13 protein-coding genes are annotated in these 13,299 nt (G+C 37.7%); 1 reads left to right on the top strand and 12 read right to left on the bottom strand.

The genetic code is table 11. The features are described 5' to 3' along the window. Positions 1-100 precede the first annotated feature (100 nt). Complete coding sequence (locus tag ABZB17_RS13310; RefSeq protein WP_372650833.1) at positions 101-3,154, top strand: SNF2-related protein; 3,054 nt, start codon at positions 101-103, stop codon at positions 3,152-3,154. A gap of 621 nt (positions 3,155-3,775) precedes the next feature. On the opposite strand, the gene ABZB17_RS13305 is transcribed toward ABZB17_RS13310, so the two are convergent. From ABZB17_RS13305 to ABZB17_RS13250, 12 genes are all read right to left on the bottom strand, one after another. Next, positions 3,776-4,264 carry a helix-turn-helix domain-containing protein gene (locus tag ABZB17_RS13305; protein WP_372650832.1) on the bottom strand — a complete coding sequence of 163 codons (489 nt, stop codon included), beginning with the start codon at positions 4,262-4,264 and terminating at the stop codon, positions 3,776-3,778. Between the two features lie 57 nt (positions 4,265-4,321). Continuing rightward, the gene (locus ABZB17_RS13300) at positions 4,322-4,834 is read right to left on the bottom strand and encodes an SDR family oxidoreductase (protein WP_372650831.1); all 513 of its coding nucleotides are present in this window, start codon (positions 4,832-4,834) and stop codon (positions 4,322-4,324) included. Between the two features lie 30 nt (positions 4,835-4,864). Beyond that, entirely contained in the window at positions 4,865-5,539 is a 675-nt protein-coding gene (locus ABZB17_RS13295; protein WP_372650830.1) for a phosphatidate cytidylyltransferase, read from the bottom strand. 171 nt (positions 5,540-5,710) lie between these two features. Beyond that, complete coding sequence (locus tag ABZB17_RS13290) at positions 5,711-5,926, bottom strand: winged helix-turn-helix domain-containing protein (protein ID WP_372650834.1); 216 nt, start codon at positions 5,924-5,926, stop codon at positions 5,711-5,713. Between the two features lie 168 nt (positions 5,927-6,094). Beyond that, on the bottom strand, positions 6,095-6,322 hold the full coding sequence (locus ABZB17_RS13285) for a winged helix-turn-helix domain-containing protein (protein ID WP_372650829.1): 228 nt from the start codon (positions 6,320-6,322) through the stop codon (positions 6,095-6,097). 95 nt (positions 6,323-6,417) lie between these two features. After that, positions 6,418-8,001 carry an ArnT family glycosyltransferase gene (locus tag ABZB17_RS13280; protein WP_372650828.1) on the bottom strand — a complete coding sequence of 528 codons (1,584 nt, stop codon included), beginning with the start codon at positions 7,999-8,001 and terminating at the stop codon, positions 6,418-6,420. 270 nt (positions 8,002-8,271) lie between these two features. Next, positions 8,272-9,135, bottom strand: coding sequence for a phospholipase A (locus ABZB17_RS13275; protein WP_372650827.1), 864 nt, complete (start codon positions 9,133-9,135; stop codon positions 8,272-8,274). Positions 9,136-9,286: 151 nt separating this feature from the next. Next, positions 9,287-9,757, bottom strand: coding sequence for a hypothetical protein (locus tag ABZB17_RS13270; protein WP_372650826.1), 471 nt, complete (start codon positions 9,755-9,757; stop codon positions 9,287-9,289). A 21-nt stretch (positions 9,758-9,778) separates the two neighbouring features. Further along, a complete protein-coding gene (locus ABZB17_RS13265; protein WP_372650825.1) occupies positions 9,779-11,602 on the bottom strand; it encodes a V-type ATP synthase subunit I in 1,824 nt (607 codons plus the stop codon). Positions 11,603-11,610: 8 nt separating this feature from the next. Next, complete coding sequence (locus ABZB17_RS13260) at positions 11,611-12,219, bottom strand: V-type ATP synthase subunit D (protein WP_372650824.1); 609 nt, start codon at positions 12,217-12,219, stop codon at positions 11,611-11,613. Continuing rightward, positions 12,219-12,707, bottom strand: a complete 489-nt coding sequence (locus ABZB17_RS13255; RefSeq protein WP_372650822.1) for a DUF2764 family protein — start codon at positions 12,705-12,707, stop codon at positions 12,219-12,221. Before ABZB17_RS13255 ends, ABZB17_RS13260 begins: the two co-directional genes overlap by 1 nt. An 11-nt stretch (positions 12,708-12,718) precedes the next feature. Then, positions 12,719-13,299 (bottom strand): hypothetical protein (locus ABZB17_RS13250; protein WP_372650821.1); only part of this gene is annotated, 581 nt, incomplete at its 5' end.

Raw genomic sequence — 13,299 nt, 5'->3', positions numbered from 1 at the left:
TACGCTTTTGCCGTTTTCGTACTCCTTCAGAATCGAGGAGATTTGCTGTGGTGTAAATCTTTTCTTCTTCATTTTCTAACAGTTCAAAATTAACGCTTATTTGTCTACTTTTAAACTGTCCTGTTTTTGGGGAAGCTTACAGCAGCAACTTCGTATCGTTATCGGATTTGATCCAGATGAACGAGTAAGTAAACGACTACCTCATTACTCTCTTCCAACAGAGATTAAAAATTATTGGGTAAAACAAAATGTGAGCATTCGGTTATGCGGGCCTATTTTAAATATTATCGAAAAAATAAATAACGGTACTTTTCATTTCAAGGCAAAAGATAAATTACATGCTAAGATTTATGTAGGAGATCAGGCAGCTATACTTGGTTCGTCCAATTTCAGCAAATCAGGTACTGTTTCGCAAACCGAAGCCAACATCAGGGTTGAACTATCATCTTCAAAAACAGAAAGGGAGCAGTATTCTAATATAAAACGTATCGCTGAGTACTACTATAAAGCGGCGGAAGATTATAATGAGCACCTAATCGAACTATTCAGTAAATTATTCAAAGATGCTACCTGGGAAGAAGCGCTGGCAAGAGCTGTTGCAGAAATACTGGAAAGTAAATGGATGCAGGATTACCCTGTTTTGTATCAGGCATTGGTTACCCATAATCTTTGGCCTTCTCAAAAAATGGGAATTGCGCGAGCAATGAAAATAATTCAGGATCAAGGACGTGTTATGGTTGCAGACCCTACAGGAAGTGGCAAAACAAAATTTGCGACAGCGTTGGCATATACTCTTTTTCACTGGTTGTGGGAAAATGGAAGAAAAGACCGTTCAAATGCGCTGATAATATGTCCCAGACAAGTAATGGAAAATTGGGAAAGGGAGCAAGATCATTTTACGTTGTACAATAAAATTGAATCAATGGGGAAATTGAGTCTTGGGTTGGACAAAAACCAACGAACTCTGCAAAAATCCATACAAAGCTCAGACATATTGGTTATTGATGAGGCACATAACTATCTCCATCCTAATTCCAAAAGAAGTAAAGCCATAGCACCCAAAGGTTCCAGCAATGTCATTTTATCTACAGCTACGCCTATTAATAAAAAAGTGGATGATTTGCTAAGACTAATTGAGTTATTAGATATTGATAATCTTAGTGATGTGGATCTGGACACTTACTTTGAGTTAAGAAAGAATCGAAGAAAAGGAATTGACAAAAAACACCTGGAGCAACTGAAAAGATATGTCAATCAGTTTATTGTCCGCAGGACTAAGAAGGAACTGAACAGAATGATAGATCGTGCCCCGGACCAATATAAAAACAGATTTGGACATACTTGTAGATATCCAAAAACAAATTCCATCATATATAAAACCGGAGAAACGGAATCCGATAAAGCAATAGCAAATCAAAATCTGTCATTAACTTCTCAGTTAAAAGGAGTTCATTATTTGCAAAGGCTTAATATTCCCAGCTATCTGAATACCGATGAAGAAAAAGCAAATTACATAAAACAGCGTTTTACTTCTGCAACTGCTTTGGCAGCCTACATGTTAAGGGTTAAGTTACGATCGTCACGTTGTGCCCTTTATGAATATCTATATGGGACTAAAGCCGCTAATGAAAAGTTTGAGCTAAATTCTACAAAAAACTACTCAGGTGACATTCTGGGAAAAATAAAAAAATTGAAAACTGTTGCTCCCAAATGTACCATTGACCAACGGTTACTCTCTGAAGAACATAAGTGGCTTTATAATGAAAGTTTATATCCCAGTATCTGTAATGAAGAAATCAGCATCTATGAAGAAATTGGACAATTGTCTGAAAGGCTAAGCGACATGCGAGAAAAGAGTAAAATTCAGACTCTAATAAACAGTATCAGGCATCATAAAAAAGTACTTGCTTTTGATTCAACAGTAATTACCCTGGACTACTTACACAAACTTCTTCAACAGGAGCAAGTTAAGGCAAAAACTATTGTTGCTGCCGGGCACAATACCCGAGACAGAAATCAGGTTCTGCAATTATTTGCTTTGGGAAACCAAACTGAAGAGAAGCTTATAGCTCTTTGCTCAGATGCAATGTCTGAAGGCATTAACCTTCAGGATGCCAGTTGTCTGTTGTTATTGGATATGCCTAGCGTACTAAGAATAATTGAACAGAGGATAGGTCGCCTGGAACGGATGGATTGCGAAAACAAAGAAATTACCGTTATGTGGCCGGATGATTCAGAAGAATTTTCCTTAAACGGAGATAAGCGGATGATCGATACGTTACTTCTGACCGAAGATTTAATTGGCAATAATGTGGGAATCCCTCAAGCAATTTATGAGAAGCATCTAAAAAATGGTTTTACTACTCAAAATATCATCGATGCATACAATGAATATTCAAACGAAGAATATGGATGGGAAGGAGTGAGAGACAGCACTCAGGATTTGTATAGCCTAATTGAGGGAGAGGGAGCGTTAATTGATCACCAGACTTATGATCTATATAAAGATGTTGATGCTACAGTTAAAACAGCTATCAGCTTTATTGATACCGATAAAAAGTGGAGCTTTTTTGCTTTTAGAGGCAGCACCAGTAAAAGCCCCAAATGGTTGTTAATTGATGAGAAAAATAAAGGTTACACGGATTTTTCAGATATATCAGAGAAGCTGAGACATTACCTATCTAATGGAAATATTATTCAAAGGAAATGGAAAGAGGTTGATACATCCATTACAATCAAAGAAATAATTCTCAAACTTCGAAGACAAGAAAAGGCTTTATTACCATGGAAAAAAAGAAGAGCATTACAGCAAGGTGAAAAAATACTAAAACACTATACTGCCAATGTTTTTAAATCAGGCAAGGATAAGCTTAATGCTGAAAGGCTATTGGCTTTATTTAACCCAGAAACCGAAGATGATAACTATGTAGATTTGGATCAATTTGCCAATTTATGGTTAGATATTCTGATTCCGGAACTGGATAAATTAAAAGCTGAAAAATTGAGACGAAGGAAAATTTTTACTTTAAGAGATCTGTCATATAGAAATGTAAAGCTCAACAGTGAACATCTCGTTTTGTTGTTGGAAAATTGCCAATATTCCAATACGCTGGATGAAATGGTTTCTTCTTGTATTATTGGATTAGGGAAATGAAATATTCGTGTATAAATGCACTCAGAGTACATTTTTATCCAGATAAAATCGTATTTCACCAACACTTTTATCCAGAAAAACTAATCGGTATCAACTGTAAAAAGCTCTCCCAAAAGCTTTAATTCTGCTATTAAATGGTTCGAATTTTGTACCGTAGGGTTCACCTTAAATTTTAAAAGCCTCGTAATTAGTTTTATTACGGGGTTTTTGTGTGTTCGAGCTAAAGTTCATGATTTTTCACATTAGGTATAATCACCAGGAATACAGTACCTTAATGGTTCGAGTCACTTAGGGTCTATTTATAGTCAGTTTTTAGATAACCAGACCAACTCTTCAGTTTGTTCTTTTACCTAAATCGCCATTTTTAAGCCAAATTTTATATAGAAGTAATTACAAATCATTCAGGAGTTTCATTATTCATGATTCGATGTTAACAGAAGGTTGACCAACGGTGTTCGAACCACTAGAATACAAATTTTGGGTTTATATTTTCACCCCTACATGCACTCACATAATATCCCAATCAGACTGGCTTACAGCTGCTGGTATCATTAGACGAGAGCACGATAGCATGCAAAATAACGCTATCGAAGTTCGTTTGCGCAGCTCGCGAAGACTCGCTTAATTCAAATTCCGAAACTCACTTGGCGACATCCCAACACTCTTTTTAAACATGCGGGTAAAATGTTGTGGGTATTTAAAACCCAGTTCGTAAGCTATTTCGCTTACCGGCTTTGTAATATCTAGTATCCTGTCTTTGGCAATGTTCATTACCTTTAACTGAATGTATTCCTGGGCTGACTTGCCCGTTTCTCTTTTTATTAAATCACCAAAATAATTTGCCGACAGGTGAAGTACATCTACAAAATAAGCTACCGAAGTTAAACCTGCTACTTGTGGTTTTTCGGTTTTAAAATATGTATTTAGTTCTGTTTCGAATCTTTCAAGTACCCCTTTATTCAAATGCTCGCGGGTAAGTAACTGACGGTCGTAAAAACGCATACAATAATCAAGAAACAACTGTACATTATTTACAATCAGCTTCCTGCTGTGCTTATCAATAGGCTGACTGATTTCAAACATTATTTTATCGAACAGTTCAAGTATCATTTTACGTTCCCGTTCCGAAATATGCAATGCTTCGCTAATTCAGGGAAGGCTACATATTCAGGGAAAGCTACACTCATAATAATTCCGAAACGATGAGATCGTTGCATTTCTGTAAAATCGTTCTTCAAAAACATCATTATGTTTTCCACAAGAGTATGCTGTACCAATGTAGAAGAACCTCGACTTCTTTGACGCAAATTTTAAAAAAACGCTGATTGAGTTTTTAACTCCTTCGATGTTTGTCGAAAAAATTTCATCAACTGAATTTTTATCATATTTCAGACTGGCTGCAAAATGAAAATAATCCACATTGCCACTAAAAATGCCTGATAAAATATTTTCGTGCATTGCAAAATTCTCTTCCAGCAATGCATAATTATATACTTTGAGGTTCGACAAATCTATTTCAATACCTTCGTTTATATTCGCAAGTGCATCGTTCATCCTGTCTTCCGGATCTTGTTTATTTGCACGAACCAATGCTATAACCTTATAATCTTGTTTTAAGAGGTTACAAATAAAATTTGAAGCGACATATCCATTCGCTCCGTTAATAATTACCGTCTTCATATGTTTTTTTGTTTTTTATTCTATCATTTTTCAGAGAAATATTATCAGGATTGTTGCCGCGCTTAACGGTATGCTCAAATTATCAGAACCGCGCCAGCTAATCAATTCCGCGACCATAGTTACCACAGACAGGAGCATGGCCAGCCAAAATGCTTTAAAATCGAATACTCCCCTGTGAAAATAAAGGGCTATAATGCTGATTACAAAACTTGAGAGAAGGAATGAACCACTTCCGAGCCAGGTTTTTTTTAATTTTTTCCCGAATATTTTGATCCTTCCATTATAGGTTTTAATGTTAATGCCCAGAATGGCAGCCATGGGGTCGCAAACGGCTAAAATAAGCATGGGGAGTATGTAGATAAATTTATTTTCCTGCAAATCGGCAAAAAGAAAAGTAACGTAAATTGCGATTGGCAATAAATAACTTCCTACCGATTTTCGTTCAATATCGTGTATCGATTCGAGCAGCTTACTGTGTTGGGTAATAAATAACACAATTGCAAATAAAAGCGCGAGTACCAGAACATACCAATGCGAAGGAAAAATATAAGGAAACGGTACTGTTGCCAAAACTGAAGAAAAGTGAGCAAATTTTCGCGTTACTTCTCCTGTCGGGCTAAGCCGGCGATACGTTAATTCGTTAAATATCAACAACAAACTAATTCCGATTAAATAAATAAATGATAATACAAGTAAATTCCCCATTTATAATGCCTCTTTAAATTGTCATAGATTGAACATAAGGGTAGCCAGCAGCCCAATGATCAGGTCGATAGTTGGTACGATAAAACAGAAATTTTACCGGCCCATAAATTCAATCATCTACTCCGCTTGTTGATTTTAGTTTCAATTCGACAGCTCTCTCTTAAATTCAAACTATTCATCATGAAAATCTTCGAGTATCATTATTTTATGATCATTCTGATCGCCAATAAAATAGATTTTCTCCTCCCTGGCTAACCATCCAAGTGCCATTAGAACATCCTGTCTTTGCATTGATAATTGTTTTTCAATTTCGAAGGCAGAGCTAAGCTGTACACGATCCAAAAATTGACAGATCTTATTTGCATTATTTCGTATTATTGATTTCATCATGACTTTTAGTTTAAAAATTAGAATCAAAAATTATAACGATATTATAGAGTAGTAGGAGATTAGCCTTACCGGTTAAACAGAAAATTTAAAATTTCCTGAAAACCGGTAAAGGCTTCTCTCTGTCCTTCCCCACAAATATTTAACTTATGTCATTAAGTATCTCACTTAAAAATACATTTCAGAGTAATTGCTCTTCAAAGATTCAACATACAGAGTACCATGCTTTTCTGTAAGAAGTATCTTGTTTTCTTTTAATAGCCATCCCAACGCCATGTAAATGAACTTTTCGTTATAACCGGTAAGCTCTTCTATTTCCTCAATACTTAAAGCATTTACATCTGATAACAGATTCCATATGAGGTCTGAATTAATTTTAATATCCTGTTTATACATTGTTCTATTATATTTTCATGACTTTTCGAATAAAATTCTCGTTAACTATTTTATTTCATAGCAAGAAAAAATGCAGACCACAATAATCAGTCATTCTAAAACTGCTCCGGATCTATTTCGGCAATAGCATTAAAATGCTTCAGGTAATAGATGTTAATCTTTCTGCCCACATCCACGCTCCTGTAAATACGTTCCTGTATATTAATTAACCGGATACTATCGGCAGAATTAACTATTGCTGCTGGGAGTGGCTTTTTAGTTACATATATAGCATCATACCCTTTATTTTCAAACTGTTCTATCCCGGGCCATAGATCAAACTGATTCATTCTCCGCCCCACATTCACACAGTATGTTTGGGGATTTCCATTAACATAAAAAGCCAAAGAGGATGCCATCTGGTAACTATCACTAAAGATAAAAATTGGTGATGAATCCGTTTTCTCCAGTATGTCAGTTACACTTTCGCCAAGCTTGTCCAGTCCAGCCTGTTTGCTATACATATCAATAGAAGGAGGATACAATGCTGTTAAGCCCAATTTATCAAATATCTTAGGCTGCATAACCAGAAAAACCAATAAGGCGGTAATTCCGATATAAAACATGCCTTGTTTTGTATTAAAATAATTAACGATTGAGTAAGCGATTAAAATTGGTATTGAAGAAAAGGCAAAGAATGTCCAGTTAATTTCATTTTTTTGAATTGAAAGAATCAAGAAAAATCCCCAAACAAATAGCAACGGTAACAATAAATAAGTAACCGCAGTGTGTTGTTTGCCAAGTTCCTTATTTTTCCAGCTCTTGTATAATTTAGCCAACGCAGGGAGGAAAAAAGGGGATACACAGAGCAACTGTCCACCCAGAAATTCGAAAACCCGTTCGATGGAACGTTGCCAGTTCCCATGCGATTTATAAGCGCCTGCTAAGCCAAATATATGTTTCGCTCCTACAAAATCTTGTGATACATTCCATAATAAAACCGGTAAACAAATTAAAGAAGCGATAAACAATGTGATATAAAATTCTCGCATTTTCAGCAAGTTCTTTTTTTGCGATTTCGCAATCAACAACCAAATAGGAATCCATAGTATCATCACATATTTACTGATAATTCCTAATCCTAAGGCAATCCCTGAAAATATCCAGTATTTTAATTTGTTCCGTTGAAATGCATATAGACAAAACAGCATATTGGCTGACCAAAACAACAAAAGAAGGGCATCTGTAGTAAAAACTTTATATATGTAGTTGTAGTGAGGCAATACAAAGAGAACTATTGTTGACCAGAAAGCTATTCTTTTATCCTTAAACAAATGCTTTGCCAGTAGGTAATTGATAAACGGTAATATAAATCCTACTATCAGAGAATTAATCCTGATTCCGATAACTGTATCTCCGAGCACCATTGTCGACAAATAATTCATCCAGGCAATAAGAGGCGGTTTTGAATAGTAAGACCAATCGAGATGTTTCGACCAGAGCCAGTACTGTGCCTCTTCACTATTAAGCGGCATTGGATCGTAAAGTATGTCGATAAGATGAAAAAGCAATATTGCAACATTGATTAATGAGAGAATTATAATGGGTGATTCAACTAAAATTTTCTTTTTCGTGGAATTGTTTTTATGTAAAACAACACCAGATGAATCTCTTAGTATATTGAATTTTGATTTAATCATGGCCTTCATATTTTTATTGTGAAAACCCTGAAATTGTAAACAACATATTTCAAAGTTTTTGTGAGTTAGCCTTACCGGTTAAACAGAAAATTCAAAATTTCCTGATAACCGGTTAAGGCTTCCCTCCAGTTTGTTCTCCGAACTGTTCAACTGTTATTGCTAATAGATTTCCATTTTTACTAATCCATTTTTATCTATTTACTGTTATGAAAAATATTTCAGTATAATTCCCCAGATATGATTCAACATTAAGTAAGCGAAATGGCTTCGTTAATAAATGTTCCGCAATGGTGGTTTTATGCAGATACCTATTCTGACCATAGAGATATACCGATTGTACTCCAAAAGACTTTCCCCGTATCCGTTATACCATTGCACAAACAGGTACTGATTGAATTTTGGAGCAAGCTTAAAATTGAGTTCTAACTGTGTATTAAAGCTTGTAAGTTTCTTCCGCGGATTTACGATGCCCGAAATCCACAGGCGGTCGTTCTTGCTTCGGTAATTAACTGCAAGCAGTCCGTACCCCCGGTAGTCCAGCAAGTCCGGATTATCGTCACTAACCCATCCAGCCCACACTTTTGCCTGAATACTGAAATACATGTTGTAAAACCAGGTGCCTGTAAAAACAAAATAATTCCAACTGCGCGATTTCAAGCTATCTCCTATCCCGTTAGATTCGTGTTCAAACGCTAAGATTCCAACACCTCCCAATTTGTTATTGACAACAACAGGTTTTGCCAAAGCCAGTCCCGGATTATAGTTGTTATCGGCAAAGGGATAAGATTCCTGATAAATATCCCAGAATGACTTTTGGGTGTACGTCAGCATCAAAAGAGAATTAAAAGGAAGAACTGTTTTGGTTAACCGCTGACTAATACTAATTTGAAACTTGGCATCAGCCGTATATTGGTCTATCTTTTTATTGGTGGGAACTCCAGTGGTAAAGTAATTATCTTTATACATGCCAAAACTGGGTTGTCTATCCAGAAAATCCAACAGTTGTTGCTCATCAATTTCCAGATACATCGACTTTGTAAAAACAATTCTTCCTGTATCAATTTGATTCCTCCATAATTCTTCTACTTCCTTATCTTGTGCATACAAGTTGCTAACAGAATAAATTGAAAGCATAAACAAAAAAAATATGTGAGTTTTCATTCTCATTGTACCTTGCTGATTTGCTTCTTTCGCACTGCTATTATCAATTTTTATTTAAATATGCGCCACGTTATCAAGACTGTATTACCCAGCAACACATGGTTAGTCGGAATCTCATTCGAGCTTAGGCTCCCGGAATTGCCCCCATACCAAATACCATGGCAAGCAGTGCAACGGTTTCGATGATACCCATTGCTGCAATGTACATCCCCGAACCTTGTTTAGCATCTACCGCTAAGTTTGCACAGGCAGCTGCCCCCACTTTCCCTTGCATAATTGCCGAGGCTGCGATAGCAATGCCCACAAAAAATGCCCAGATCATTTGGTTGGGATAACTGTCGGGGCTAAGGTTAGCGCCGATCATCGAATTCATAAAAATCATCCCGTAAATAACCTGGCTCAATGGCATACCGACCATTGCCAGCGCCAGCGAAGGCAGTTTTTTCTTGTCTCTGATTGATTGTTTCCAAAGCCCTAGAGCTCCCATTCCTGCAATACCGGTTCCAATTGCCGAACCTACACCTGCGATTCCGAGTGCGATGGCATGTCCGCCAAAGCCAGTAACTGTTGTTGCTAAAATTGTTGTTAAAGTCATTTTTATACTATTTTAAAGATTTTATTGTTTGTTGTCCTTCAAATTGAAGGGTTTATATTCATTTCCTGAAAATTCAACATTGGCATGGCCGGCGTATTCGAGCATGTTTAAACGCACACCATGAACCAGCACCGCCATTGCCGCCAGAATCATGTTCAAGCCGTGTCCTAAAATTAACACCAGCACGGCGCCAATTCCGGAAACCACCGTGGTAATCCCATCGCCAATGGCCATTTGGTTAAAACTTGCTGCCATTAACACGGTTGACAAACCAACCGCGTAAAGCCGGATGTACGAAATAATGTCGGAAAAACCATTAATTATACTTAGTGGCAGATTTCCTATAGATGAAAGCATGCCTTTAAAAAAGCTTGTTCCCGGTTTGGAAAACAAGGCAACGAATACTGCTCCTCCAATAAACAGCCAAACCATAAATCCAGGAGCATCTATTCCCAGTACCATTTGATTTACAATAAGGTACAAGCCCCAAATAATTGCGATCCAGCCCAATTGCGCCAGTGCCCTTACACTGTTACTAAATTTCCAGGCCACTTGTAAATGGCCAACGGTAAGGTGAACGGCACCAATCAGGAACATGATTTTTTGTATGATCAGGCTGTCGCCGCCAAAACTGGCCAGCGCGTCAATTTTTAAACTGCGCAGTACCGGCAATTCGGCAATGGCTTCGGAGCCAAAATAGGTTCCGGTGAGCACGCCCCAAAACATAATGGAAACCGAGAGTGTATAAATCAAGCTAAATTCAATGCGTTTGGTAAATTTTTTCTTCCGGTGCACTAGGAAAGTAATTAACAGGAACACGAGTCCGTAGCCGGCATCGCCCACAAGAATCCCGGTAAAAAAGGTAAAAAATACCATGAATACGCGGGAAACGTCCATTTCCTGGTAGCCCGGAACCAGTCCCATAAAATCCATTACCGGCTGAATACGTTGTGCCCATCTGGGCGTACGCACCAGGGTAGGGACTTCTTCCATTTCTTCGGGCAGCGGGTCTTCAATAATATAACCCCAGTGGCGTTCTTCCGCTGTTTCAACAAATTTATCGACATGCTCTATCGGAATAAAACCTTTCCAAAAACGCACTTGTTTATCCACCGATAAACCTTCAAACTGTATGTTCCGAACATTAAAACGTCGCAGGCGTTCTTTTAAACCTTCGTGCAAAACCTCTTTCTGTTTATGTAACTCCAGTAAAAACTCTTTGTTACTTTCCAGATCGTTATTGGTTGCTATTAATAACTCTTTTGCATTTTCAAGCTCGTTCTGTGGGAAAGGAAGTTCTTCCAAATCCAGAAGTCGTTCGTCAGCATCCCTGGTTAATAAAATAACCTGGTTTAAGTCGTTTAATTTGCCTACTACCTGGATGTCCTCACGATCAGAAATTTTCTTTAATTCTTTGTCGTCGAGCAGATAGGTTTTTATCCAGATTCCCTTTTGGTTAAGGTCTTTTATATCTTTTAGCGTAATATCTCCCCAATTCTGAAACCAAGCAATATCACTTGTTAAATTGAGTTTCATATTTTCCAGTTCCTGGCGATGGTGTTCAGCATCCAGTACCTTTTCCATGAGAAAAACCGCACCTCTTTCCAATGTCGAGTAATCGGTAATTTCATCATTTTTAGCACCGGTGTGTTCTGCATCATCGTAGCGGTCAAGAACGGAAATCGCTTGTCGCAGTTGTTTTATTCGTGCATCAACCCGTTCAATCGATTCATCTTTAGCTGCTTGTAATGGTGCAATATGTATTACTCCGAGTTCTCCCAAAGCCGTTAGTTCGGCATCAATATCAACTGCAGAGTCGGGCATAAACAGCATCAATTTCTTCATTTCTGCTATCATAGTTTGCCCTCCATTTGTTTGCTTGTTTTTACCACTTTTGCCGTTGCAATTGTCAAGCGCTCGTCGTCCTGCAACTTTTGTCCAATTTTACGGATCGCCAGTTTTGCATTCGGAATACGACGATTTTCAAAAAGTTTTACGCGTGCGCGAACATCCAGTAACTCTTCTTCCAAAAGCTCGATTTGTTCTTTCAAAACTTCTATCTCAGCAAGTAATTGCAATTGCTCCTGCATCAGTTCTATAGCATCGTCCACCCACAAAGGGGTGTCTTCGTTCATTGGCATTACATTAAAGTCAACCTTAACGAACTGCTGAACACGAACCCCGGCCACATCAATGGTTTTGGTGATAATTTTATTCACCGAAATGTATTCATTAATGTTTACCCACGAGTCGCTCATTACGGCAGTCCACGGTTCTGCTGCTTTTCTGTTTTTTTCAATCTCTTCGCGAATCTGCTCGATCCGCTCAGCGATGGTGTTTATAGTTGCCATCAACGATTTTTCCATCGCTTCAAACAAGGGCAGCATCCTTTCCGAAACCTTCAGAATTTTCTTCTGCCGGGCTCGTTCAGTTTTTGTATATTTTATTTTTATACCTGCCATTATTTCCCCTCCTTGTTTTTCCCAGGATTTACCACCGATGCCAATACTTCGGCACCTTTAACTTTGTTGAAGGAATACGATCTTTCAACCAGTTGAAGTTTTAGTTTATACACCAAAACTTCGGTTAAAGTGAATGTTTTGCCGGCCTCAATATCCTGCAGTTCTTCCCATTGCCACTGCATGATTTGCATTTCGCGCTCCAGAGGATTGCCTCTGAGAGCATTGAGCGGCAAACGTTCTGGTTTTGCCTGACGGCTTTGTGCTTTGGCCGTTCTGACTTCTGAAAGATCTTCTTTTATCGTTTCCAACAACGAGGAAATGTTTTTCACACCAACCTTAGCTTCCAATTTTTGAATATCAACCGATTGCAGCGCCTTGAAATGTCGCGAAGACAATTCGCGTTTTGCGTCATCGTTAAATTCATCAATTGTAATCGGCGGCGCCTCTCCCAAGGACAACGATGGCAAACTGGTCATAAGATAAACCATGTTTGACATATTTAATCCTCCTGATTTTTAGTAATCCTTTCAACCAAATCTTTATTCAGTAAGGAAAATAGGCCTGCCTCAATTTCTTTCGAGCTGACTACGAAGCTGATGCCTTCTTTGTCTGTAGATTTTATTTTTATTTTGGCTTTACTTGCTGAAAGTGGCTTTAATGTTACTTCTTCCTGAAGAGATTCTTTAAGAATGAAAGCTTCCATTTTGTTTAGTAACTCCGGTGGAACTTTTATCGATTTCTTTCCAGAAATAGAGTCAATAACAACTTTAAGCAGTTCTTTCAGATATTCTTCTTGCTGGAATAGAGTTTTACATTCTTTTCCAAATACCAGTTTTAAATGATTTAAAATGGCAATTTTAGTGGCTTCAATCATGTCACGCGAAGCCTGTGCAATTGCTTTTTGCGCATTCTTCTCTACTTGTGAAGCTTTTGCATCTGCCTCTTCAACAATCTTTTTACTCGTAGCTTTTGCATCAGCAATCAGTTTTTGAGCTTCTTGCTTCGCACTTTCAATTATACGTTGTTTCTCAGCTTCGCCGGCATTAACTCCTTGTTCTTTTAGTTTGGAAACAATTCCTT

It is taken from the genome of Draconibacterium sp. (assembly GCF_041583095.1).
Lineage (GTDB): Bacteria > Bacteroidota > Bacteroidia > Bacteroidales > Prolixibacteraceae > Draconibacterium.
Note: the sequence above shows the minus strand (reverse complement) of the source record. Positions and strands in the feature narration are given on the sequence as shown.

Bases quoted from the DNA above. Each gene is read 5' to 3' on its own strand.
- ABZB17_RS13305 (WP_372650832.1), bottom strand. From the start codon at position 4,264: ATGATACTTGAACTGTTCGATAAAATAATGTTTGAAATCAGTCAGCCT.
- ABZB17_RS13300 (WP_372650831.1), bottom strand. From the start codon at position 4,834: ATGAAGACGGTAATTATTAACGGAGCGAATGGATATGTCGCTTCAAAT.
- ABZB17_RS13295 (WP_372650830.1), bottom strand. From the start codon at position 5,539: ATGGGGAATTTACTTGTATTATCATTTATTTATTTAATCGGAATTAGT.
- ABZB17_RS13290 (WP_372650834.1), bottom strand. From the start codon at position 5,926: ATGAAATCAATAATACGAAATAATGCAAATAAGATCTGTCAATTTTTG.
- ABZB17_RS13285 (WP_372650829.1), bottom strand. From the start codon at position 6,322: ATGTATAAACAGGATATTAAAATTAATTCAGACCTCATATGGAATCTG.
- ABZB17_RS13280 (WP_372650828.1), bottom strand. From the start codon at position 8,001: ATGATTAAATCAAAATTCAATATACTAAGAGATTCATCTGGTGTTGTT.
- ABZB17_RS13275 (WP_372650827.1), bottom strand. From the start codon at position 9,135: ATGCTTTCAATTTATTCTGTTAGCAACTTGTATGCACAAGATAAGGAA.
- ABZB17_RS13270 (WP_372650826.1), bottom strand. From the start codon at position 9,757: ATGACTTTAACAACAATTTTAGCAACAACAGTTACTGGCTTTGGCGGA.
- ABZB17_RS13265 (WP_372650825.1), bottom strand. From the start codon at position 11,602: ATGAAGAAATTGATGCTGTTTATGCCCGACTCTGCAGTTGATATTGAT.
- ABZB17_RS13260 (WP_372650824.1), bottom strand. From the start codon at position 12,219: ATGGCAGGTATAAAAATAAAATATACAAAAACTGAACGAGCCCGGCAG.
- ABZB17_RS13255 (WP_372650822.1), bottom strand. From the start codon at position 12,707: ATGGTTTATCTTATGACCAGTTTGCCATCGTTGTCCTTGGGAGAGGCG.